The sequence below is a fragment of the Kitasatospora sp. NPDC023176 genome (genome assembly GCF_055560495.1).
Genome location: NZ_JBVHIP010000010.1, coordinates 40,704 through 63,131 on the forward strand (window position 1 = coordinate 40,704; position 22,428 = coordinate 63,131).

At 73.9% G+C, this 22,428-nt stretch carries 23 protein-coding genes; 14 read left to right on the plus strand and 9 right to left on the minus strand.

Annotated elements, in window-relative coordinates:
- The first annotated feature begins 30 nt into the window (after positions 1–30).
- Positions 31–945 carry an alkaline phosphatase family protein gene (locus tag ACZ3YL_RS16340; RefSeq protein ID WP_465657940.1) on the plus strand — a complete coding sequence of 305 codons (915 nt, stop codon included), beginning with the start codon at positions 31–33 and terminating at the stop codon, positions 943–945.
- Positions 946–1,055: 110 nt separating this feature from the next.
- On the plus strand, positions 1,056–1,649 hold the full coding sequence (locus ACZ3YL_RS16345; RefSeq protein WP_317620983.1) for a hypothetical protein: 594 nt from the start codon (positions 1,056–1,058) through the stop codon (positions 1,647–1,649).
- 104 nt (positions 1,650–1,753) lie between these two features.
- Here ACZ3YL_RS16345 and ACZ3YL_RS16350 read toward each other — a convergent pair whose 3' ends face one another.
- A complete protein-coding gene (locus ACZ3YL_RS16350; RefSeq protein ID WP_188304040.1) occupies positions 1,754–2,794 on the minus strand; it encodes a PD40 domain-containing protein in 1,041 nt (346 codons plus the stop codon).
- A gap of 146 nt (positions 2,795–2,940) precedes the next feature.
- The gene (locus ACZ3YL_RS16355; protein WP_465657943.1) at positions 2,941–3,411 is read right to left on the minus strand and encodes a nuclear transport factor 2 family protein; all 471 of its coding nucleotides are present in this window, start codon (positions 3,409–3,411) and stop codon (positions 2,941–2,943) included.
- 103 nt (positions 3,412–3,514) lie between these two features.
- On the opposite strand from ACZ3YL_RS16355, the gene ACZ3YL_RS16360 reads away from it, so the two are divergent.
- On the plus strand, positions 3,515–4,084 hold the full coding sequence (locus ACZ3YL_RS16360; protein WP_465657945.1) for a TetR/AcrR family transcriptional regulator: 570 nt from the start codon (positions 3,515–3,517) through the stop codon (positions 4,082–4,084).
- Positions 4,085–4,269: 185 nt separating this feature from the next.
- Here ACZ3YL_RS16360 and ACZ3YL_RS16365 read toward each other — a convergent pair whose 3' ends face one another.
- Positions 4,270–5,496 carry an alginate lyase family protein gene (locus ACZ3YL_RS16365; RefSeq protein WP_465657947.1) on the minus strand — a complete coding sequence of 409 codons (1,227 nt, stop codon included), beginning with the start codon at positions 5,494–5,496 and terminating at the stop codon, positions 4,270–4,272.
- A 208-nt stretch (positions 5,497–5,704) separates the two neighbouring features.
- Between ACZ3YL_RS16365 and ACZ3YL_RS16370 the strand changes: the two genes are divergently transcribed.
- Both ACZ3YL_RS16370 and ACZ3YL_RS16375 read left to right on the plus strand, forming a co-directional pair.
- Entirely contained in the window at positions 5,705–5,848 is a 144-nt protein-coding gene (locus ACZ3YL_RS16370; protein WP_188304036.1) for a hypothetical protein, read from the plus strand.
- Positions 5,841–5,996: a hypothetical protein gene (locus tag ACZ3YL_RS16375; protein ID WP_188304035.1), complete on the plus strand. Its 156-nt coding sequence runs from the start codon at positions 5,841–5,843 to the stop codon at positions 5,994–5,996. The genes ACZ3YL_RS16370 and ACZ3YL_RS16375 overlap by 8 nt, the downstream gene beginning before the upstream one ends.
- A gap of 56 nt (positions 5,997–6,052) precedes the next feature.
- Here ACZ3YL_RS16375 and ACZ3YL_RS16380 read toward each other — a convergent pair whose 3' ends face one another.
- Positions 6,053–7,348 carry a DUF5685 family protein gene (locus ACZ3YL_RS16380; protein WP_465657949.1) on the minus strand — a complete coding sequence of 432 codons (1,296 nt, stop codon included), beginning with the start codon at positions 7,346–7,348 and terminating at the stop codon, positions 6,053–6,055.
- A 179-nt stretch (positions 7,349–7,527) separates the two neighbouring features.
- On the opposite strand from ACZ3YL_RS16380, the gene ACZ3YL_RS16385 reads away from it, so the two are divergent.
- The 3 genes from ACZ3YL_RS16385 to ACZ3YL_RS16395 are packed head-to-tail and all read left to right on the plus strand — an operon-like array spanning position 7,528 to position 10,353.
- Complete coding sequence (locus ACZ3YL_RS16385; protein ID WP_188304033.1) at positions 7,528–8,091, plus strand: helix-turn-helix domain-containing protein; 564 nt, start codon at positions 7,528–7,530, stop codon at positions 8,089–8,091.
- Complete coding sequence (locus tag ACZ3YL_RS16390; RefSeq protein WP_465657951.1) at positions 8,088–9,638, plus strand: MFS transporter; 1,551 nt, start codon at positions 8,088–8,090, stop codon at positions 9,636–9,638. The genes ACZ3YL_RS16385 and ACZ3YL_RS16390 overlap by 4 nt, the downstream gene beginning before the upstream one ends.
- A 28-nt stretch (positions 9,639–9,666) precedes the next feature.
- Positions 9,667–10,353 carry an alpha/beta fold hydrolase gene (locus ACZ3YL_RS16395; RefSeq protein ID WP_188304032.1) on the plus strand — a complete coding sequence of 229 codons (687 nt, stop codon included), beginning with the start codon at positions 9,667–9,669 and terminating at the stop codon, positions 10,351–10,353.
- Between the two features lie 82 nt (positions 10,354–10,435).
- Here ACZ3YL_RS16395 and ACZ3YL_RS16400 read toward each other — a convergent pair whose 3' ends face one another.
- Complete coding sequence (locus ACZ3YL_RS16400) at positions 10,436–11,848, minus strand: DUF2252 domain-containing protein (protein ID WP_465657953.1); 1,413 nt, start codon at positions 11,846–11,848, stop codon at positions 10,436–10,438.
- 142 nt (positions 11,849–11,990) lie between these two features.
- On the opposite strand from ACZ3YL_RS16400, the gene ACZ3YL_RS16405 reads away from it, so the two are divergent.
- Complete coding sequence (locus ACZ3YL_RS16405; RefSeq protein ID WP_465657955.1) at positions 11,991–12,419, plus strand: ribosomal maturation YjgA family protein; 429 nt, start codon at positions 11,991–11,993, stop codon at positions 12,417–12,419.
- A gap of 7 nt (positions 12,420–12,426) precedes the next feature.
- On the opposite strand, the gene ACZ3YL_RS16410 is transcribed toward ACZ3YL_RS16405, so the two are convergent.
- Positions 12,427–13,209, minus strand: coding sequence for an SGNH/GDSL hydrolase family protein (locus tag ACZ3YL_RS16410; protein WP_188304029.1), 783 nt, complete (start codon positions 13,207–13,209; stop codon positions 12,427–12,429).
- Positions 13,210–13,431: 222 nt separating this feature from the next.
- Between ACZ3YL_RS16410 and ACZ3YL_RS16415 the strand changes: the two genes are divergently transcribed.
- Both ACZ3YL_RS16415 and ddaH read left to right on the plus strand, forming a co-directional pair.
- Positions 13,432–14,319: an MBL fold metallo-hydrolase gene (locus ACZ3YL_RS16415; RefSeq protein WP_465657958.1), complete on the plus strand. Its 888-nt coding sequence runs from the start codon at positions 13,432–13,434 to the stop codon at positions 14,317–14,319.
- Between the two features lie 237 nt (positions 14,320–14,556).
- Entirely contained in the window at positions 14,557–15,381 is an 825-nt protein-coding gene (gene ddaH, locus ACZ3YL_RS16420; RefSeq protein ID WP_188306021.1) for a dimethylargininase, read from the plus strand.
- Between the two features lie 129 nt (positions 15,382–15,510).
- On the opposite strand, the gene ACZ3YL_RS16425 is transcribed toward ddaH, so the two are convergent.
- On the minus strand, positions 15,511–16,692 hold the full coding sequence (locus ACZ3YL_RS16425; protein ID WP_465657960.1) for a globin domain-containing protein: 1,182 nt from the start codon (positions 16,690–16,692) through the stop codon (positions 15,511–15,513).
- Between the two features lie 110 nt (positions 16,693–16,802).
- The gene (locus tag ACZ3YL_RS16430; RefSeq protein ID WP_465657962.1) at positions 16,803–17,246 is read right to left on the minus strand and encodes an RrF2 family transcriptional regulator; all 444 of its coding nucleotides are present in this window, start codon (positions 17,244–17,246) and stop codon (positions 16,803–16,805) included.
- Between the two features lie 289 nt (positions 17,247–17,535).
- On the opposite strand from ACZ3YL_RS16430, the gene ACZ3YL_RS16435 reads away from it, so the two are divergent.
- From ACZ3YL_RS16435 to ACZ3YL_RS16445, 3 genes are all read left to right on the plus strand, one after another.
- Complete coding sequence (locus tag ACZ3YL_RS16435; protein ID WP_465657964.1) at positions 17,536–19,311, plus strand: beta-propeller fold lactonase family protein; 1,776 nt, start codon at positions 17,536–17,538, stop codon at positions 19,309–19,311.
- A gap of 127 nt (positions 19,312–19,438) precedes the next feature.
- On the plus strand, positions 19,439–20,095 hold the full coding sequence (locus tag ACZ3YL_RS16440; RefSeq protein ID WP_465657966.1) for a helix-turn-helix transcriptional regulator: 657 nt from the start codon (positions 19,439–19,441) through the stop codon (positions 20,093–20,095).
- Positions 20,096–20,102: 7 nt separating this feature from the next.
- Positions 20,103–21,233, plus strand: coding sequence for an aminotransferase class I/II-fold pyridoxal phosphate-dependent enzyme (locus ACZ3YL_RS16445; protein ID WP_188306026.1), 1,131 nt, complete (start codon positions 20,103–20,105; stop codon positions 21,231–21,233).
- A 144-nt stretch (positions 21,234–21,377) separates the two neighbouring features.
- Here the strand turns inward: ACZ3YL_RS16445 and nagB are convergent, their stop codons facing one another.
- Complete coding sequence (gene nagB, locus ACZ3YL_RS16450; RefSeq protein WP_188306027.1) at positions 21,378–22,160, minus strand: glucosamine-6-phosphate deaminase; 783 nt, start codon at positions 22,158–22,160, stop codon at positions 21,378–21,380.
- Positions 22,161–22,428: the final 268 nt, after the last annotated feature.

A 22,428-nucleotide genomic window follows, 5' to 3' on the forward strand; every position in this document is an offset into this window, starting at 1 on the left:
CCGGGGCCGCCCTCCACCCGAGGAAACGTCATGTCTTCGTCCGCGAAGCCCCTGAACGAGCCCTTGAACGACGCCCCCCGCTCCCGCCGCACCGCGACCGCGATCGGCTCGGCCGTCGCGCTGGTCGCGGCCTCCGCCGGGCTGTGGGCGGCCACCGCCACCACCGCCCAGGCAGCCGGGCTGCCCACTCCCGACCACATCGTGGTCGTGGTGCTGGAGAACCACGCCTTCGGCCAGGTGATCGGCAGCAGCAGCGCCCCGTACCTCAACAACACCCTGAAGGCGGGCGGCGCCAGCCTCACCCAGTCCTACGCGATCACCCACCCGAGCGAGCCGAACTACTACGCCCTGTTCTCCGGCTCCACCCAGGGCAGGGTCGACGACAGCTGCGTGACGGTCGGCGGGTTCCAGTCCCCGAACCTGGCCTCCGAGGTGCTCGCCGCCGGGAAGACCTGGGCGAGCTACAACGAGACCCTGCCCAGCCAGGGCAGCACGGTGTGCAGCAGCGGCAAGTACGCGCAGAAGCACAACCCCTGGTTCGGCTTCGGGAACGTGCCGGTCAACAGCGCCAAGACCTTCACCCAGTTCCCGACCGACTACACCACGCTGCCCAACGTGTCGTTCGTGGTGCCGAACCTCTGCAACGACATGCACGACTGCTCGGTCGGCACCGGGGACACCTGGACCAAGAACAACCTCGGTGCGTACGCCACCTGGGCGCAGAGCCACAACAGCCTGCTGGTGGTCACCTTCGACGAGGACAACAGCCTGTCCGGGAACCGGATCCCGACCCTGTTCTACGGCGCCCACGTCACCCCGGGCAGCAGCAGCGCCACCACCTACAACCACTACAACGTGCTGCGCACCCTGGAGGACCTCTCCGGGGCGAGCGGCCACGCGGGCAACGCGGCCGGCGTGACGGACATCACCGGCATCTGGAACTGACCCTCCGCAAGGGGTGCTGTCCACCCCGGACCGGCGGCCGCCCCGCGGTCGCCGGTCCGGCGTCCCGGGGCACTCGACCGGGGGCCCGCCCGCCTGGTATCGATAGGGGCGTGCGATTCGAACAGGTCCCGATGCCGGACGAGGTGGGGGAGCGCCCCCGGGACGGGCGCGGGTACCCGGTGCCGGCGATCACGCCGTGGCAGGACGGGCGGCCGCAGTTCGCCCTGACCGACCACGGGCGCAGCGCCCACTGCGCGCTGGAGCGCCGCTGCTCGGTGTGCGGGGCGTTCATGCCGCGCGGGCCGGTGTGGCGGGTGGTCGGTCCGGCGGAGAGCGCCGCGATCGCGGAGGCGCTCGCGGCCGGGCGCCCCTACCGCAACCTCGCGCCGACCATGGAGGGCCCGGGGCACCGCGCCTGCATGCTGTACGCGTCGATGGTGTGCCCGTACCTGGCCCTGCCCAACGCCCGCCGGAAGGTCACCGCCGAGGGCGCGGCGGACGGGCTGACCGCCGCCGCCGTCCGTGGCGCGGCGCGCGGCGGGACGGGGGCGGTGGTCGGGTTCGGTGACTACGAGTACGCCGTCACCGAGACCCGGGTGCTGTTCCGCTTCCTGGACGTGGTGGAGTTCCGGCCGCACGAGTCGGCCGACGAGCACCTCGCGGAGCTGCGCGCCGAGCTGGCCCGCACGGCCGGAACGTCCTAGCCGGAGGGTCCTGGCCGGAGCGCCCCAGCCGGAGCACCCCAGCTGGAACGTCCCAGCCGGAGCGTTCTGGCCGGAGCGCCCCGGCTGGATTGCCCCAGGGTCCGTCAGGGCCGGTAGGAGGGCAGGCCCTTGATGGTGGAGACCTGGGCCGGCGCCGCCGAGCCGTCGGCCGGCACGGTGCTGACGCCGTCCGGGGTGCGGGCCGCGACGGTCTTGCCGTCGGGGGACCACGCGGGCTCGGTGTAGTCGGTGGTGGCCGAGGGGGTGAGGTCCTTCTCGGCCGACTTCCCGTGCTCGGTGGCGCGGGTGAACAGGTGGTCGTGGCCGTTCACCGAGCGGACGAAGACGATCGCCCGGCCGTCCGCGGACAGCGCCGGCTGGGAGCCCTTGCCGATGTCCTGGGTGGCCGGGCGGATGTAGTCGTCGTAGATGTACACCTCGTCGGCCGGGGTGTTGGCGTACGCGATCTCCGCCTGTTGGCCGCCCGCGTTGGCCCAGGTGTTGCCGGTCTGCGGCGGCTGCGGTTCGCTGCCGGCGTCGCCGCCCTCGGAGTTGTGCGGGGTGAGGTCCGCGACGGTGCCGCCCTTGGCGGGGACGGTCGCCAGCCGCAGCACACCGCCCTTGGCGGCGGCGAACACGATGTTGTTGTAGCGCTCGGTCTCGTTGGGCACGGAGTCCCCGCTGGGTCCCTTGGCGGCGTGCTGCCAGGTCGGGTGGGACCAGGCCTCGCCGCTGGGGGCCTTGGCCAGGGTGGACTTGCCGCTGCCGTCCGGGTTGGCGGTGACCAGGTCGCCGTCGCCGTTGACGAAGACGACCTTCTTGCCGTCGGGGGACCACGCGAGGTCACGGACCACCGTGCCGAAGTCGACGGTGGTGCCGTTCATCGCGACGGTCTTGGTGCCCGTGCTGATCGTGAGGTGGTTGGCCGCGGAGGTGCCGTTGACCTCCTTGCCGCCCGGCGCGGGGCTGCCCGAGTGGGCTCCGCCGCCCGGCGCCGCCGTGCCCGGGGCCGCCGAGCCGGTCGCGCTCGGCGCGGCGGAGCCGGGGTCGCTGTTGTCGGGGCCGCAGGCGGCGAGCAGGACGGCGCTCGCGGTGGTCATCAGGGCGATGGCGGCGGCGGTGCCGAATCTGTTGCGCACGGGCATGGCAGGGTCCCCCTCGGATGGTGCTGTCGCTTTCGACAAGGAGGTTGCCAGTCCGAGGTCAGCACCCGGTGCGTGCTGTGTCACAGCCCTGGAACAGTGCTGCCGGACACGGCGTCAGCCCGCTTGCTCCGTAGGGCCGGGAGCGTTCAGAGGCCGAGTTCGGTGAGGCACGGGTGCCCGTCCGGGCGGGGTCCGGCGGGCCAGTGGAGGAGGCGCTCGTCGGCGGTGATCGGCAGGTCGTTGATGGAGGCGAGGCGGCGGGCCATCAGGCCGTGCTCGTCGAACTCCCAGTTCTCGTTGCCGTAGGAGCGGTACCACTGGCCGTCGTCGTCGTGCCACTCGTAGGCGAAGCGGACCGCGATCCGGTCGCCGCCGTACGCCCACAGCTCCTTGACCAGGCGGTAGTCGAGTTCGCGCTGCCACTTGCGGGTGAGGAAGGCGGCGATCCGCTCGCGCCCGGTGAGGAACTCGGCGCGGTTGCGCCAGCTGCTGTCGGGTGTGTACGCGAGGGCGACGCGCTGCGGGTCGCGGGTGTTCCAGGCGTCCTCGGCGGCCCGGACCTTGCGGCGGGCGGACTCCTCGGTGAAGGGCGGTACGGGAGGGCGCTGTTCGGTCACGGGGTGTCTCCTCGGGAACGGGTGCTCCAACAGTGAGAACGATCGTTCTCGCTTCAGTCGCTACCCTAGGAGAATCATCGTTCTCACGCAAAGGGCACGGCAGATGGAACAGGTGGACCCGCGGACCCGGATCCTCGACGCGGCCGAGGAGCTGTTCTACGGACGGGGCGTCCAGGCGGTCGGGATGGACGCCGTCCGGGCCGCCTCCGGGCTGACCATGCGCCGCGTCTACCAGCAGTTCCCGTCCAAGGACGAGCTGGTCGAGGCCTATCTGCTGCGCCGCGACGCGCGCTGGCGGGCGAGCCTGGCCGTCCACGTCGCGCGCACCGGCGGCACACCCCGGGACCAGCTGCTCTCGGTGTTCGACTGGCTCGGCCGGTGGTTCGCCGAGCCAGGCTTCCGCGGCTGCGCCTTCGTGAACGCCTTCGGCGAACTGGGCGCCGGCACCCCGGCGGTGGCGGCCGCCGCCCGGCACCACAAGGCGGAGTTCGCCGGCTACCTGGCCGGGCTGGCCGAGGCGGCCGGCGCCCCGCCCGCCACCGCCGCCCAGTTGGCCCTGCTCGCCGAGGGCGCGATCACCGTCGCGGCCGTGCACGGGGATCCGAGCGCCGCCGCCGACGCCCGGGAGGCCGCCCGGCTGCTCCTGGACGCCGCCCTGGCGGGACGGGGCTGAAGGGGGCCGGGGCAGCAGAGGAGGCGTCGGAGCGGTCGGCGATGCATATCGTAAGGAAAGGTTCCTCATAACATTGCCCTCCTGGAGCGGCTGTTCCCGGAGGGGTGGGGCGGCAGGGTGGGGCGGGCGGGTCCCGGGGCCGGAACCCGCCCGCCGCTACGGACGTCGCCGTCCGGTGTCCGGGCTCAGGGTGCGTCGGTGTGGGTGAGGGTCTCCCAGCCGATGAAGTAGTTCGCCCCGAACGGGCTGTGCGCCGCCACGTACTGCTCGGTCTGCGGCATCGCCAGGCCCTCGCGCAGGTGGTACTCGTTGTAGGCGAGCTGCACGGCCGGGCCGAGCCCGGTGTTCAGCGAGCCGTCGCACAGCCAGTCCGGGGCGCTCGCGCCGTTGTCGTAGCCGGTGTGGAACTCCAGGGCCTTGAGCAGTCGTTCGCGCCCCTCGCCCCACAGGTCGAGACCCTGGAGCCGGGCCGTCTCGGCGGTCTGGGCGGCGGCCTCCAGGCCCCAGCCGGTGTGGCCGAAGTCCCGGCAGGTCTCCTGGGAGAGTCCGTCCACGAAGGTGGACTGGCCGTTCCAGTACGTGACCAGTGCGGACTGTCCCTGGATCCCGGCCTTCGGCGGCGGCACCGGGAGGTCCCCGTCGGAGGAGAGGTAGACGTAGGCGGGCAGCCGGTGCCGCCACAGGTCGGTGGCTCGGTCGAACAGGTCATGGTCGTCGAGGAAGACGGCGATGCCCATCAGGGCGTCGGTCTGGATCAGCTCCCAGTTGCCGTTCTTGCGCGGGCTGCCGGGCGTCAGCAGCGGCACGTAGACGGTGCGCAGCATGGTGGCGAAGCGGTCGACCGAGCCGGTGGACCAGCCGGCGCCCGAGTGGCGGATCAGCTCGGCGGCGCGGGCCCAGTTGTTGCCCGACCAGCCGGTCTGCAGCGGGGCGTTGGTGTTGGTGTGCTCGCGGATCACGCCCGACCAGGCGTCCATGAGGGAGATCGCCTTGTCGGCGTCCCGCTGGTCGCCGGTGAGCGTCCACAGGAGGGCGTGGGCGTAGGCGGCCATCGAGTCGTCGCGCTCGTCCGAACAGCCGTTGTTTGGGTGCGAACTGGACCCGCACTCGACGGTGGCGCGCGGCTTGGGCTGCCAGTCGGGCGAGGCGTACTTGCTCGCCCGCAGGTCCGCGAGGGCGGAGGTCCAGGGCTCGGCTCCGGCGGCCAGCTTGCCCTTGACGAAGGCCAGTTGCCGCGCGCCGACCAGTACTCCGGGGTGCTGGAAGGCGGCGGCGGGCCGGGCGGCGGGCACCGGGGTACGGGCCTCGGCGGGGCCGGTGGCGGTCGGCAGGAGGAGGGCGGCGAGGGCGGCACCGGCGATCAGCGTTCGGGCGGTGCGGCGGGCGGTGTTCCTGGTGGTGCTACGACCCATGGGAAAGTCACCTCTCGGTGGGGGAGGAGGTCGTGCTCAGGTCCGGTGGTGGGGTGTTAGGAAACCTTCCTAACGAGTGGCATTGAACCACCGACGCGTGAACACGCCAAGCCGCCCCACACCGCGCGGTCCGGCGGCGTCCGACCCCTTGCGCCCCACCCGCCTCTCGTTTATCGCCCGTTGATCGCCGCCGCCTAACGTCGGGCCCATGGACGACAGGACGGCCGAGTGGTCGGGGGCGGCGCCCGAGGGGCGGATGACGGAGCAGGACACCGAGCGGTTCCGCCAGTTGCTGGCCGGGCTGGAGAGCTCGCTGGCGGCGGACCGGGAAGTGGCGGGGCGTGATGCCTGAGGTCGTCGAGCCGCCCGGCCCGGTGGCGGTGCTGCCGCTGTGGCGGCGCGGCCCGGAACGGCACGACGCGCACCGGCCCGGGGTGCTGCGGGGGCACCCCGGGCCGGTGGCGCCCGATCAGCCGCAGGCGGGGTCCGACGAGCGCTGACCGTACGCGCGTCTTGACCGTTCACGGCGCCGTGACGGCTCACGAACGGCGACGGCTCACGAGAAGTCGCAGCAGCAGCCGTCACAGCCGCAGTCGCAGTTGTCGCACCCGCAGTTGTCACACCCGCAGCCGTCGCATCCGCAGCCGTCGCACCCGCCGGTTCCGGAGCCGTGGGAGTCGCCGCCGCCGCATCCGCACCTGCAGCAGTTGCCACAGGTGCCGCAGCTGTCGGAGTCACAGACGTCGCAGCAGTCGCAGCAGTCGTGCCGCTCGCAGAAGCCCTTGCGCCGCTCCCGGCTGAACGGGTCCTCGTGCTCGCAGCAGAGCAGCCGGCAGGTGCAGGCCATCAGGGCCCACATCGCGCACCCGGCGAGCAGGTCGCGCGGCTGCGGCGGCTTCCCGCCGGGCGGCGGGAAGCCCGGGCCCTGGGGCCCTTGCGGGTGCTCGGCGGCGGCCCCGCCGGTGGCACCGTGGCGGCAGCCCGCGCCGTGTCTGGCCCGGCCGAAGACCCGGTCCACCGCGCTCTCCGTCTCGTGCCCGAGCAGGACGTGCACCAGTGCCCGGTCGGTCAGTTCGACCTCGCGCAGTGCGAGCCGGATGCCGTGCACGGCGTCCCGGCAGAGCCGCTCGGCCTCGGCACGGTCGGTGCCGGTGGCGGTCAGCGGGTTCCAGGCGCCCGAGGCGGCGTCGGCGGTCTGGTCCTCGGCGGCGTCGAGAAGGTGGGCGAGCCGGCCGAACAGCCGCCCGGCCTCGGCGAGCGGGGCGGCGTTGCCGGGGCGGCCGGCGATCACGGCGGTGTGGGCGAAGGCGGCCGAGGTGGCGGTCTCGGTGGGCTCGGTGACCAGCAGGACGGAGCTGCCGGGCAGCAGTGAGCGCTCCAACTCGCCCTGCCGGGAGGCCGCGTCGAGCAGGACGGCGGTGTCGAAGCCGACCGTGGAGGCGCTGCCCGCGCTCTTGCGGTCCCAACGCCTGGTCACCGCGCGGGCCCCGGCGGCGACCGGCCGGCGGGCGAACACGCCGTCCCGGTCCTCGACGTGGTCGCGGATCTTCACCGAGGCGAGCGCCAGCGAGACGGCGGCCGCCAGCCGGGCGCCCTCACCCTTGGCGACCGAGGCGCTCCGCATGCCGCGCAGCGGGCAGGGCCCGGCGGTGCGGCGCCAGGAGGAGTCCTCCCGCTCGGCCTGGGCCTCGACCAGGACGGAGATGATCAGCCCGTCGTAGTTGGTGGCGGTCCGGGCGAGCTGCCCGTGGTCGTCCCGCAGGGCGAGGCAGAGTCCGCAGAGGTGCGCCATCCAGGAGGTCTGGAGCTGCTCGGACAGTCGGTGCCTGCACGGTCTGATGATGCCGAACACGATCGTGGTCCCCCTCGCCCGATGGGCCGCTGACCGGCCCTTTTGTCGGCGCACATCATATGATCGCCGGCCGGTCGGGGGCGGGGGTGGGCTGATGCGGAGCCGAGCCGACGTCAGATCTTCACCAAGCTCCCGAACTCCCCGGCAGGCCATCCCATATCCGGGATAGCATCACGGATATGGGAATCGACATCGCCGCCGACGAGCGGCTGGCCGGGCGGCTCGCCGAGTTGCGGGTCGAACGCGGCTGGACCCTGGAGGAGTTGGCGCGGCTCGCCGACGTCAGCCGCTCCACCCTGTCCCGGGTGGAGCGGGCCGAGGTCAGCCCGACCGCCGCGCTGCTCGGGCGGTTGTGCGCCGTGTACGGGCGGACGATGTCCCGGCTGCTCGCCGAGGTGGAGTCCGGCCCGGCCCGGCTGGTCCGGGCCGACGACCAACAGCGGTGGCAGGACGAGGCCACCGGTTTCGTCCGCCGCTCGGTCTCCCCACCGCACGGCTCACTGCACGCGGAGATCATCGAAGGCCGCCTCCCGGCCGGCGCCGACATCGCCTACGACCGCCCCTGTCCACCCGGACTGGAGCACCACCTCTGGCTGTTCGAGGGGCAGTTGGAGCTGAGCCTGGACGGCGAGGCACAACTGCTCGGCCCCGGCGACTGCCTGCGCTACGGCTCCGGCACCAGCCGCTTCCGCAGCCTCGGCCCTGGTGAGGCCCGCTACGCCCTCGTGGTGGTCGAGCCGTGAGCGCCGCCGACGGCCCCACCGGGCCGATAGCCGGGCGCCCGGCCGCCGAACCGCCGAAGGAGCGCTTCGACGCCGCCGGGCGCCGCGTGCTGCTGGTCTGCGTCGCGGGCGGCTTCACCACCCTGCTCGACCAGTCCGTGCTGAACACCTCCATCCCCGCCCTGCGCGAGACCCTGCACGCCCAGCCCGCCCACCTCCAGTGGATCGTCGCCGGGTACTCGCTCGCCTTCGGCCTCGCGCTGATCCCCGGCGGGCGGCTGGGCGACGTCAAGGGCCGCAAGTGGTTCTTCGTCACCGGCCTCGCCCTGTTCACCCTGGTCAGCCTGGTCTCCGCGACCGCCACCGACCCGACGGTGCTGATCGCCGCCCGGCTCCTCCAGGGTGTCGGCGCGGGCCTGGTCAACTCCCAGATGATCGGCACCCTCCAGGACGTCTTCGACGGCCAGCTGCGCGCCCGCGCCCTCGGCATGTACGCCGTCACCGGCAGCCTCGCCTTCGCCCTCGGCCCGCCGGTCGGCGGCCTGGTGCTGGCGGCGGCCGGCCCGGAACTCGGCTGGCGGCTCACCTTCCTGCTCAACGTCCCGTTCGGCCTGGCGACCGTCCTGCTGGCCGTCCGTCACCTGCCCAAGCCCCGCCCCGCCAGCCGCAACGCCGATGCAGGCCCTGTCCGGCGGATCTTGCCGGGTCCGCCAACATCCGCCGGACAGGACCTCGACCTGCTCGGCCTGCTGCTGGTCGGTGCGCTCACCCTGCTCCTGATGCTGCCCTTCGTCCAGCCGCCCGGCCCGGCGGGCTGGCTGGCCTTCGCGGCCGGCGCGCTGGCACTGCTCGGCGCACTCGTCGGGTGGCAGCGCCGCTACGCCCGCACTGGCGGGAACCCGCTGATCCACCCCGCGCTCACCCGCTCCGCGCCGTACGCGCTCGGCACGGCCACCGCGATGGCCCAGTTCGGCTCCTCACTGGCCGCCTCGCTCGTCCTGACCATGTTCCTCCAGGACGGCCTGGGCCTGTCCCCGATGGGCGCCGCCCTGGTCTCGCTGCCCTCGGCGCTGGCCATGGCGACGGCCTCCGCGCTCGCCTGGCGGGTGGTGCGGCGGCTCGGCCGGCGCACCGTCACCATCGGGATGATCGGGTCCGCGCTGGCCATGCTGCTCAGCGGAGCCGTCGCCCACTGGGCGCCCGTCGCCGTGCTGCCCTGGCTGCTCGCCCTGCTCCAACTGCTCAGCGGCGCCTCGGTCGGACTGATGGGCTCCACCAACCAGGCCTACGTGCTGCGCCACGCGCCCGCCGAGGCGGCCGGGGTGAGCGGGGCGATCCTGCAGATGGCGCAGCGGATCGCGGCGGCCGTCGCGGTCTCCGCCCTGTCCGGGGTGTACCTGCGGGAGACCGCCGGGGGCGGCGGCCACCGCTCCGCGTACCTGGCGGCCAGTCTGGTCTGCGCGGCGGTGGCCGGACTCGCCGTGCTGGCCTCGGTGTTCGCCGGCCGGGCGACCGGGCCGGAACGGACCCCCGTCCCGGTGAGCCGAGGGCGAACAGCCGTCCGTTAGGGCCCGGCCGGCGCGTACGGTGGCGGGCATGACGACAGTACGAACGGTGCAGCTTCCCGAGGTCACGCTCGCCTACCGCGAGAGCGGACATCCCGACGGCCCGCCGCTGGTGCTGCTGCACGCCCTCGGCGAGCGCGCCGCCGACTGGGACGCAGTGCTGCCCGACCTCGCCCCCGGCCACCACGTGTACGCGCTCGACCTGCGCGGCCACGGGGACAGCGGCCGCACCGCCGACTACGGCCTGGAGCGGATGCGCGAGGACGTGCTCGCCTTCCTGGACGCGCTCGGCCTGGACCGGGTCGACCTGGTCGGCCACTCGATGGGCGGGGCGGTCGCCTATCTGCTCGCCCAGGCCGCGCCGGAGCGGGTGAACCGGCTGGTCCTGGAGGAGATCCCCGCCCTGTACCCGCGCCCGGCCAGCGTGCCGACCGAGGGCGCGGAGGAACCGGCGCACTTCGACTGGGCGATGGTCCGGGCGATCAAGGCGCAGATCGACACCCCGGACCCGGCCTGGCGGGAGGGTCTGGCCCGGATCACCGCCCCGACCCTGGCCGTCGCGGGCGCGGGGGACAGCCACGTCCCGCAGGAGCGGATCGCCGAACTCGCCCGGCTGATCCCGGACTGCCGGCTGGTCACCATCGAGGCCGGGCATCTGGTGCACAGCGCCCGGCCCGCCGAGTACATCGCCGCCGTGGCGCCGTTCCTGGCCGGCTGAACGGGCGGGCCGTCACCCGGAGACGACCGCCTGCCTGCCTGCCTGCCCGCCCGGCGGGCAGGCAGGCAGGCAGGCGAAGAGCCTAGACCCCCTGCTCGGCGGGGAGGCGGCCGTTGCGGATCGCGGTGAGGAGGTCGGCGTGGTCGGCCTCGGTGCGGTCGGCGTAGCCGACGGCGAAGGCGGCGACCGCCTCGTCGAGGGCCTCGCTCTTGCCGCAGTAGCCGGCCAGCAGGCCCGGGTCGGCCGTGTGGGCGTGGGCGCGGGCGAGCAGGGCGCCGGTGATCCGGGCGTAGTCGTCGACCTGGGCCGGGAGCAGGGCGGCCGGGTCGACACTGCCCTTGCGGTTGCGGAACTGCCGTACCTGGTAGGGGAGTCCGTCGACGGTCGTCCAGCCGAGCAGGGTGTCGCTGACCACCTGCATGTGCTTCTGGCCGAGCACCACGCGCCGGCCCTCGTGCCCGTCCGGCTGCTGCCCGCTGCCGCCGTCCAGGTAGGGCAGCAGGGCGGACGGCCGGGCCTCCTTCACCTGGAGCACCAGCGGCTGGTCCCGGTGGTCGGTGAGCAGTACCACGTACGAGCGGGTGCCGACGCTGCCGGTGCCGACCACCCGGAATGCCACGTCCTGCACCCGGTAGCGGGACAGCAGGGTGCGCACCTCGGCGGGCACCGTGGCCACGTACGGGCCGAGCGACTCGGCCACCGCCCGGGCGGTCGCGTCGGTGACCCGGGTGAGCACCGGCGGGGCGGCCGTGAAGCGCCAACCGCCGTCCGTGGTGCGGGTGGTGCTGCGGGCGGCGAAGCGGGCGCTGGTGTTGCCCAGGGCCTTCGCCCCGACCTTCCGCAGTACCTCGGCGAGGTCGTGTGCCTCGGTGAAGACCACCAACTGCTCGTCGGCCACGGCGTTCCAGGCGTCCAGGGCGGGCAGTCTGGCCAGGGTGCGCATGGTGCGGCGGTAGGAGCCGGCCGCGTGCTGGGCGGCCGCCCGGGCCGTGGTCTCGCCGGCCCCGGTCTCCCGCCCGGCCAGCACCAGGCTGGTGGCGAGCCGCTTGAGGTCCCACTCCCAGGGGCCGGGCACGGTCTCGTCGAAGTCGTTGATATCCATGACGAGTTGGCCGCGCGCGTCGCCGTACAGCCCGAAGTTGGCGGCGTGGGCGTCCCCGCACAGCTGCGCGCTGACGCCGGTCACCGGGGTGCCCGCGAGGTCGGCGGCCATCAGTCCGGCCGAGCCGCGCAGGAAGGCGAACGGGGTGGCGGCCATCCGGCCCACCCGGATCGGCACCAGCCCGGGGATCCGGCCCGCGTTGGAGGCCTCGATGGCCGCCACGGCGGTGGGCCGGTCGGGTGCGGGCGCGAACTCCGAGTGCCGCTCCCGGGGGACGCGCCCCCGCAGCGCCTTGCCCTGCTCGCGGGCCCGCAGGGCCCGGCCGTCCGGTCCGGTCGCGAATCCGGGGACGGTGAACTGCCGCCGCGTCGTGGTGTTCCCGTGGTCCGTCACTGTTCCCCGCCCGCCTTGCTCGAACTCCCGCCCGTGACCTGCACGGATGGCTCATCAGGGGGAGTGACGTCCGGCGTCGCGCGGTGGTTCCTGGGGCGGGGGTGCGGATGTGACGGGTGGGCCGGGCCGTACGGTGGGGCGGGTGGATGATCTTCGGAGGGGACCGGCTGCCCGGCTGTCCGCGGCCGGCGCCGCGCTGCTGACCGTGGCGGCGGGCCTGGGCGTGCGCGCCGTGCTGTCCGGCGACGTGGCCAAGTACGCGGGCGACGCGCTCTACACGGTGCTGGTGTACGCCTTGGTGGTGCTGGTCGCGCCGGGGGTGCGGCCGGTGCGGGCGGCCCTGGGGGCGGCGGGGGTGAGCGGGGCGGTGGAGCTGTTCCAGGCCACCGGGCTACCGGACGCCTGGGGGCGGCACAGCGGGCTGGTGCACCTGGTGCTCGGGTCGACCTTCCATCCGCCGGACCTGTTCTGGTACCTGGTCGGCGCGGCGGGCGCCGCGCTGCCGCACCGGGCCCTGCTGCGCCGGACACGGCGGTCCTGCGGGACCGCCGCACCCGGCGCCGCTGACTGACGGAGCGTCAGAGCGGAAGCAGGTCAGGCCGCTTGGCCTCGACGTGGTCGCCCGAGGACTCGCCGCGCAGGCGCCGCCCGACCCAGGGGATCAGGTACTCCCGGGCCCACTGGAGGTTCTCCCGCCGCTGGTCGGCGGGGGTGAGGGTCCGGGTGGTCGGCCACGGGGCCTCCGGGTCCTCCTGGGTGCGCAGGCCCAGCGAGCGGGCGGCCAGCAGGGCGACCCGCTGGTGGCCCTCCGGGGAGAGGTGCAGCCGGTCCTCGCTCCAGGCACGGCGGTCCTGCACCGCACGCAGCGACCACAGGTCGGCGACCTTGCAGTCGTAGCGGTCGGCGACCGCCCGCATGTGGCCGTTGTAGGTGGCGATCTTGCCGCGCAGGTGCTTGAGCAACGGCACCTCGCGGGTGTCGAAGCCGGTGCAGATCAGCACCGTCCCGGCGTTCTCGGTGAGTTGGGCGATCGCGGCCTCGAAGCGGCCGGCCACCTCGTCCGGGTCGCTGCCGGGCCGCAGGATGTCGTTGCCGCCGGCGCAGAAGGTGACCAGGTCGGGCTGGAGCCGACGGACCTCCGGCACCTGCTCGGCCACGATCTGGTCCAGCAGCCGTCCGCGCACCGCCAGGTTGGCGTAGCGGAACCCGCCCGGCGGCCGGCCGTCGGCGAGCAGCCCGGCCAGGCGGTCGGCCCAGCCGGCGAAGGCGCCGTCAGCACCGGGGTCGTTCAGGCCCTCGGTGAAGCTGTCCCCGAGGGCGGCGTACGAACTGAGGTCAAGGGTCTCCTGGAGGTTCGGCATGAAAGAGATAGTTCACCTCTTCAAGTGACCTACGCCACCGTAGGTGACCCTGGCGGCACGTGAGATGGGCCACGTGCCCTGCCCTGCCCTGCCCGGCCCGCAGAGCGGCGGGCCCGGAAAACCACAAGATCCGCGCCCCCTTCCGATTTCCGGACCGCCAGGACGATGCTCGAAGCACGGCGCGTCGCTGCGGCCGCCGTTCCTTCCTGGGGGACACCTGCCATGAACCGCTCCGAGAACTGGACCGTCGACGACCGCTGCACCAACTGCGACGTCGCCCGACAGCTCGCGCCCGACCTGATCCGCGAGCACGCCCGCAAGTCCGAGCTGATCCGCCAGCCGCGCGACGACGCCGAACGCCGTCAACTGCTCGCCGCCGCCCACGCCTGCCCGACCCGCTCGATCCGCCCCGGCACCGGCCGGCTCGACCCGGCGACCGACCCGTTCCCGCTCGCCCTCGACGAGGACGAGAAGAGGGACGTGCTGATGCTCGGCCACAACTCCCGGCAGACGGCGGGCGCCACCGCCTACCTCTGCCGCCGCCCCACCGGCTGGGTCATGATCGACACCCCCCGCTACAGCGAGGCGCTCGCCGCCCGCTACGAGGCGCTCGGCCCGGTCACCGACGTCCTGCTCACCCACCGGGACCACGCCGCCCACGGCCGGGAGTACGCCGACCGGCTGGGCGCCCGGCTCTGGATCCACGAGGGCGACCTCGCCGCCGCGCCGGACGCCGACCGGGTGCTGCGCGGCACCGACCCGGTGGAGATCTCGCCCGGCCTGGTCGCCCATCCCTTCCCCGGCCACACCCTCGGCAGCGTGCTCTACGTCGCCGACCGGCACTACTGCTTCAGCGGCGACAGCCTCTACTGGTCCCGTACCAACCAGGACATCGAGGTGCAGGAGGCGGTCACCTGGTACTCGATCGAGGAACAGTCCGCCTCCCTGGACCGCAGCCTGGACGCGCTGCGCTTCGAGTGGCTGCTGCCGGGCCACGGCGACAAGCACCGGATGCCCGCCGAGGAGGCGGACCGCCGGCTGCGCGCCCTGGCCGTCCGCGCCCGGGCGCTGCGGACCGAGCCGGTGGACTTCGCGGCGGTGCGCTGGTAACCGGTCCGCGCGGTGACCAGGCCGCACCGGTGACCGGGGCGGGCTGAGGGTCGGGCGGGGGCTCGGCCCGAGGCCGAGCGGGTTCCCGTGCGCCGGGGCTCGCGCCGGGTGCGCGGGGGGTTGCGCCCGCCGGGGGCGTCCGCGCGGGTGTGCGAACGGGGGCGGCGGGGCAGCGGCCTCTGGAAAGACGCGGTCCCCGCACACACCAACTCCCCGCGATCCGAGGACGGTTGAGCAATGCCCACGCACACCCCGGCACGTACGGCGCGACCCCGGCGCTACCTGATGTGCCGGCCGACGTACTTCACGGTGGACTACGCGATCAACCCGTGGATGGACCCGGCGCAGCCCACCGACACCGCACTCGCCGTCCGCCAGTGGGAGCGGCTGCACCGGACGTACCGCCGCCTCGGCCACGCCGTGGAGCTGATCGACCCGGTGCCCGGCCTGCCCGACATGGTCTACGCCGCCAACGGCGCGACCGTGCTGGACGGCCGGGCCCTGGTGGCGACCTTCCGCTACCCCGAGCGGGCCGCCGAGTCCGACGCCTACCAGTCCTGGTTCCGGTTGCACGGCTACCGCGCGGTGCGCCGCGCCGGGCACGTCAACGAGGGCGAGGGCGACCACCTGGTGGTCGGCCGCCGGGTGCTCGCCGGTACGGGCTTCCGCACCTCGCGGGCCGCGCACGCCGAGGCGGAGCAGCTGTTCGGCGTGCCGGTGGTCAGCCTGACCCTGGTCGACCCGCGCTTCTACCACCTGGACACCGCGCTGGCCGTCCTCGGCGACGACCACGTCATGTACTACCCGGAGGCCTTCGACGCCGACAGCCGCTCCGTGCTGCGCGCCCTCTACCCGGACGCGATCCTCGCCGACCGGGCGGACGCCGAGGTGTTCGGGCTCAACGCGGTCTCCGACGGGCGCCGGGTCCTGCTCCCGGAGGCGGCCAAGAACCTGGCGGGCCGGCTCGCCGAGCACGGCTACGAGCCGATCCCGGTGGACGTCTCCGAGCTGCTCAAGGGCGGCGGCGGGGCGAAGTGCTGCACCCTGGAACTCCGCCCGTGACGAGCAGCGCCTGTAGGGTGCGCGGCGAACTCGCCCACCCGGGGCGCCGAGTCGGCGTCGGCCGCGGCCGGTTCGTCGGCCCCGGTCCGCCCGGTGTCATCCCGGGCGGACCGGGGCCGAGGTAGCCGGTCAGGCGCCGAGCCAGAGGTCCGGCCCGAACACCTCGTAGTGGATGTCGGCGGCCGGGACGCCCGCCGCGAGCAGTTGCCCGCGCACGGCGCGCAGGAAGGGCAGCGGGCCGCACAGGTAGGCGGTGGTGCCGACCGGGATCTCGACGGTCGACAGGTCGACCAGGCCGGTGCGCTCGGCCGGCCACTCGCCGAGCGGCTGCTCGTAGAAGACGTGGGCGGTGGCGTCGGGCAGCTTGGCGGTCAGCTGCTCCAGGTCGGCGCGGAAGGCGTGGCTGAGCTGGTCGCGGTCGCCGTGGACGGAGACGACCCGCCGGGTGGAGCCGGTGGCGGCGAGGTGGTCGAGCATCGCGGTCATCGGGGTGTTGCCGATGCCGGCGGAGGCGAGCAGCACCGGGCCATCGCCGTCGGCGAGGACGATGTCGCCCAGCGGGGGCGCCAGTTCGACGGTGTCGCCGGTGTGGAGGTGGTCGTGCAGGTGGCCGGAGACCTCGCCGCCGGGCTCGCGCTTGACGCTGAAGCGCAGCGCGCCGTCGGCTCCGCCGGAGAGGCTGTACTGACGGATCTGGCGGGCGCCGTCGGCGAGTTCGGTGCGCACCGAGACGTACTGGCCGGGCCGGGCGGCCGGGGCGGGGCGGCCGTCGGCGGGCCGGACCAGGTAGGTGGTGACGGTCTCGGTCTCCTGGTGGCGGGCGATGACGGTGTACGGGCGCCACAGGTCGGCCGGGTCGCCGCCGGCGGCGGCCTCGGCGCGCAGCCGGTCCTCGACGGCGATCAGCGCGTTGGCCATCAGCCAGTAGACCTCGTCCCAGGCGGCGGCGACCTCGGGGGTGACGGCCTCGCCGAGCACCTCGACGATCGCGGCGAACAGGTGCTCGTGGACGACCTCGTACTGTGCGCCGGCGATGCCGACCGAGACGTGCTTGTGGGCGATCCGGGCGAGCATCGCGTCCGGCCGCTGGTCGGGGTGGGCGATCAGCGCGGAGGCGAAGGCGGCTATCGAGCCGGCCAGGGCCTCGCGCTGGGTGCCGTTGGCCTGGTTGCCCCGGTTGAACAGGTCGCGCAGCAGTTCCGGGTGCGCGGCGAACAGCCGGTCGTAGAAGCGCGGGGTGATGTCACCGATCGCGCCGCCCACGACGGGCAGGGTGGCCTCGACGACCTCGGCGGACTTCGCGGACAGCATCAGAGGAGCTCCTGACTGGTAGCTGAGAACTACTGAGAACTACTGAGAACTGGTATCTGAGATTCGTATTCAAGCGGATGGGTACCGACTGATCCCTGAGGGGGATGGGGTCAGTCGGCGGGGCCGGCGGTGAGGCTGAGCAGCACCGGCCCGGTGGGGGAGGCCACCAGGTCGTCGATGCTGAGCGGGTCGAGCACGGCGAAGAACGCCTCCTGCGCGGTGCGCAGCGCCCCGCGCAGCCGGCAGGCGGCCCGCAGCGGACACGGCGGGTCGTCCTCGCAGCCGACCACGTCGCCGACGCCTTCGAGTTCGCGCAGCAGCAGGCCGAGCGAGCCGGTCCGCCCGGCGAAGGTGATCATCAGCCCGCCGCCGCGTCCGCGCCGGGCCTCCACCACCCCGAGGTGCTGCAGCCTGCTGACCACCTTCGCCGCGTGGGTGTACGGCACGCCGACCGCCTCGGCCACCTCGCGGGTGGTCGGGTTGTCGCCCTCGCCGGCCACGGCCAGTCGCATGGCGATGCGGAGGGCGATGTCGGTGCTCTTGGTCAGCCTCACGATCGAGACGCTAGCGAATGCGACTCCACAACTCCAATTTCCTGCACGTTCCTGGCTGAGACCCCGGTCACGCCGTGGGCCGGGCCGGCGGGGGTGGGTCGTGGGCCGGGCCGGGCGGTGGGTGCGGCGCTGCGAGGGTCGTCGCGACCGCATCCCGGTCGAAACTGAACAGTTGAAGACATTACCGATCAGCTCCTGACGCGTCATCAACACCCGATCTACGCTTCCTGCGGCTCCGGAGCCACGCCCTTCACCGCACCCCCCGACTGCCGACTCCCCTGGAGATCCCTTGAGATCACGTCGTGCACCCTGGCGCGCCTGGACGGCCGTGACGGCGATATCCGCCGCCACGGCCGCACTGCTCTCCCAGCCCGTCACCGCCGAGGCCGCCGCGCCGCCGCCCGCCGTGACGGCCCGGGTGCCGGTGGCGCCGTACCCGTCCGGGGTGGCGCTCACCCCGGACGGCTCCCGGGCCTACGTGACCAGCCAGAGCAGCGGCACGGTCAGCGTCCTGGACACCGTGAGCAAGGCGGTCACCGGCAGCTTCACCGCCGGGACGGGCTCCTACGCGGTCGCCGTGTCGCCCGACGGCAAGCGCGCCTACCTGACCCACCACCTGGACAACACGGTCAGCGTCCTGGACACCGTGAGCAAGGCGGTCACCGGCAGCTTCACCGCCGGGACGGGCTCCTACGCGGTCGCCGTGTCGCCCGACGGCAAGCGCGCCTACCTGACCCACCACCTGGACAACACGGTCAGCGTCGTGGACACCGCGAGCAACACCGTCACCGCCACCGTCCCGGTCGGCGTCCAGCCCTGGGGCCTGGCGCTGTCCCCGGACGGTACGCGCGCCTACGTCAGCAACGCCGGGGCCGGCACGGTGAGCGTGCTGGACACCGCGTCCGGCGCCGTCACGGCGACCGTCCCGGTCGGCGCCGAGCCGCACGGGCTCGCCGTCTCCCCGGACGGCAAGCGCCTGTACGTCGCGGCCTCCGGCGCCAAGGCGGTGAACGTGGTCGACACCGTGAGCAGCACGGTGAGCGCCACCGTTCCGGTCGGCCACAGCGCCTTCGGCCTGGCGCTCAGCTCCGACGGCAGCCGGCTGTGGGCCGCCGACGGGGACGACACCACGGCCGCCGTGCTCGACACCGGTGCCAACGCCCTGCTGGGCACCGTCACCGTCGGCAACGGCCCGTACTCCGTCGCCCTCGCCCCGGACGGCTCCACCGCGTACGTCTCCAACTACGCCGACAACACGCTCAGCGTCATCGACGCGGCCAGCCGGACCGTCACCGCGACCGTCCCGGTCGGCGCCAGCCCGTACACCCTGGCGCTGAGCGCCGACGGGCGGCGCGGCTACCTCGCCGACTTCACCGGCAACGCCGTCGAGGTGCTGAACTTCCCGCTGCCGGTGCCCGTGGTGACCGGGATCAGCCCCAACGGCGGCTCCGGGGTGGGCGGCACCACGGTGACCGTCACCGGCACCGACCTGAACGGCGCCACCGCCGTCACCTTCGGCGCGGCCGGCCCGGCCACCTCGTTCAGCTGCACCAGGACCAGCTGCACCGCGACCGCCCCCGCCACCACGGTGACCGGCCCGGTGGACGTCCAGGTCACCACGGCGGGCGGCACCAGCGCCGCCGGCCCGGCCGACCGCTTCGGCTACACCGCGCCCAGCGCCCACCTGGCCGTCGCGCTCGCCGCGACCCCGGTCTCCGGCCTGCTCGGCGGTCGGGTCGACTACACCGTGACCCTCACCAACCAGGGCCCCGACCCGCTCACGGCGGCCACCGTCTCCGCCGCCCTGCCCGCCGGGCTGACCACGACCTCGGGCGACTGCACCGTCGCCGCGGGCAAGCTCACCTGCACCCTGGCCGCGCCGCTCGCCAAGGGCGCCGCCACCACCCGGCACTTCTCGGTGGCCGTCGGGCTGCTGAGCCTGGTCTCCTCCTGGGACGTCACGGTGGCCCGCACCGCCGGGGCCCCCGCCGACCCCTCGCCCGCGACCAGCCGGTCCACCCGCAGCTGCACCTCCGTCCTCGGCCTGCTGATCACCTGCCGCTGACCGGCGCTCTCGGAAGACCCCGTCCGTGAGAACCCAAGAACGCCCGGGCGGGGTCTTCCTCGTGCCCGGGGCCACGATCCCGGCGCACCGCTGGACGGAGTGTCCGATTCGGACGTACAGTCCGTCCATGCCTGCCGAAACCCCCGACCCGCGCGTCCTGGCCTGGTCACCGGTCTGCCGCGCGGTGGCGCTGCTGCTCGGGCCCTACGCCGAGGTGGTGCTGCACGACACCGCCACCGACCGGGTGCTGGCGATCTGGAACCCGATGACGGCCCGCGCCCCCGGCGACCCGTCCCTGCTGGGCGAACTGGACGAACTGGACCCATCGGCGCCGGACGTCTACGGACCGTACGAGAAGCTGCTGCCGGACGGGCGGCGGCTGTCCACGGTCAGCGCGGTGCTGCGCGACGCGGCCGGCCGGCCGTCGGCGGTGCTCTGCGTCAACCTGGACCGCGGCCCGCTGGACCAGGCCGCCGCCCTGCTGGCGAACTTCGCCGCGCCCACCGCCCCCCGCCCCGAGTCGCTGTTCGAGCGGGACTGGACGGAGCGGATCAACGACGTGGTCGGCGGCCACGTCCGCGCGCAAGGCCGCCCGCTGGAACGCTTCACCCGGGAGGATCGGCTCGCCGTGCTGCGCGAGCTGGACGCGGCCGGGGTGTTCGCCGTCCGCCGCGCCGTGCCCGCCGTGGCCATCGCGCTGCGGATCTCCCGCTCCACCGCCTACGCCCTGCTCGCCGAGCTCAAGCACCCGGCCGGCCCCGGCGTCGGCCCCAGGAAGGACTGAGTACCCGATGACCCAGCTGCCCGACTTCCGGATCGAAGCCCACTTCACCCGCTGGGAGTTCACCGCCCGCCACCACCTGACCGCCTCCGACGCCCAGACCATGTCGATGGCCGAACTGCTGGCCCTGGCCGGCCCGGAGGACCGCGAGGCCTGGGAGACCCTGTCGCTCGGCTACACCGAGACCTTCGGCGATCCGGGCCTGCGGCAGGCGATCGCCGGGATGTACGAGCGGGTCGAGGCGGACGACGTGATCTGCTTCGGCGGTGCCCAGGAGGGCATCAACCTCGCCATGCAGGTGCTGCTCGGCCCGGCCGACCACGCGGTGGTGGTGACCCCCAACTACCAGTCCGCGGAGACCATTCCGCTCTCGCTCTGCGAGGTCACCGGCGTCGCGCTGGACGAGCGGCAGGACTGGGCGCTGGACCTGGACGCGGTGGCGGCGGCGCTGCGGCCGAACACCAAGGTGCTCTCGGTCAACTTCCCCAACAACCCGACCGGCACGCTGATCGACGCCGCCGACCTCGCCCGGCTGGCCGAGCTGTGCGAGGAGCGCGGCATCCGGCTGTTCTCCGACGAGGTCTACCGCGGCCTGGAGCGCGAGCCCGAGCGCATCCTGCCGCAGGCCGCCGACCTCTCGCCCACCGCGCTCTCGCTCAACGTGACCTCCAAGTCGCTGGGCCTGCCCGGCCTGCGGATCGGCTGGATCGCCTGCCGGGACCGGGAGCTGCGCAGCCGGCTGGAGCGGGCCAAGCACTACACCACGATCTGCAACTCGGCGCCCAGCGAGGTGCTGGCCCGGATCGCGATCACCGCCCGGGAGCGGATCCTGGCCCGCAACCGGGGCATCATCGCCGCCAATCTGCCGCTCTTCGACGCCTTCTTCGCCGAGTTCCCCGAACTCTTCGAGTGGCGGGCCCCGGACGGCGGCTGCGTCAGCTACCCGCGCTACCTCGGGGCGGACGGCGTGGAGGACTTCTGCACCGCGCTGGTCGAGCAGGCGGGCGTGCTGCTGATGCCGGCGAGCATGTTCCGTTCCGAGCTCACCCCGACCCCGGCCGACCGCTTCCGGATCGGCGTCGGCCGCAGCGATCCGGGCCCGGCGCTGGAGGCCTTCGCCGAGTGGCTGCGCAAGCGCTGAGAGGCGCGCGAGGCCGGGACACCCGCTGGGTGTCCCGGCCTCGCGGCTGGTCGGGCCGCGCCGCGGGTGCGGCCCTGGGCACGACCCTGGGCGTGGTCCTCGGTGCGATCCTCGGTGCGGGCCTGGGAGTGGTCCTCGATGCGGTCAGAGCTTCTGCCAGGCCGGCTTGGCCGCGTAGGTGTCGCGGAAGTAGTCGGCGAGCTTGAGGCGGGAGGCGGCGGCCTCGTCGACCACCACGGTGGCGTGCGGGTGCAGCTGCAGCGCCGAGGCGGGGACGGCGGCGGCCAGCGGGCCCTCGACGGCCAGGGCGACGGCCTCGGCCTTGGCCTCGCCGGTGGCCAGCAGGACCAGGTGGCGGGCCTCCAGGATGGTGCCGATGCCCTGGGTGATGACGTGGTGCGGGACCTCGTCGATGCTGTCGAAGAAGCGGGCGTTGTCGACCCGGGTCTGCCGGGTCAGGGTCTTGATCCTGGTCCGGGAGGCGAGCGAGGAGCAGGGCTCGTTGAAGCCGATGTGGCCGTCGGTGCCGATGCCGAGCAGCTGGAGGTCCACGCCGCCGGCCTCGGCCAGCGCGCGGTCGTAGGCGGTGGCGGCCGCGGCGATGTCGGCGGCGTTGCCGTCCGGGCCCAGGAAGGAGGCCTCGGTCAGGCCGAGCGGCTCGACGACCTCGCGCAGCACCACCGAGCGGTAGGACTCCGGGTGGCCGGCCGGCAGCCCGACGTACTCGTCCAGCTGGCAGATGCGCGCCCGGGAGGCGTCCAGTCGGCCGTCCCGGACCCGGGTGGCGAGGGCCTGGTAGATCGGCAGTGGGGTCGAGCCGGTCGCGACGCCGAGCAGGGCCTCGGGCTTGTCGGTCAGCAGATCGGTGATCGCCGCGGCGATGAGGTCGCCGGCCGCAGAGGCGTCAGGGACGATCACGATTTCCATACTGGGTCCACCGTTCTGAGGCGAGGCTGAGGTCTAGACCTTCGAGGTCTAGACCAGTTTGCCGTGAACGTGGCCCCCAGGTCCACCCGGGGCGGGTGCCGGAGCCCGGGCGTTCTGCCTGGTGGGGGCTCCCGGTGCCGGACGGACGGAGAGCCGGGGCCCGAAGAGGCCCCGGCTCCCTGTGCCCTGTCGAACGGGCCGCCCTGTCCTACGGATGCCGTTCCACGGGTGGACGGCCGGGGTGTGCTGGTCCCTCCGATCCCTTCGC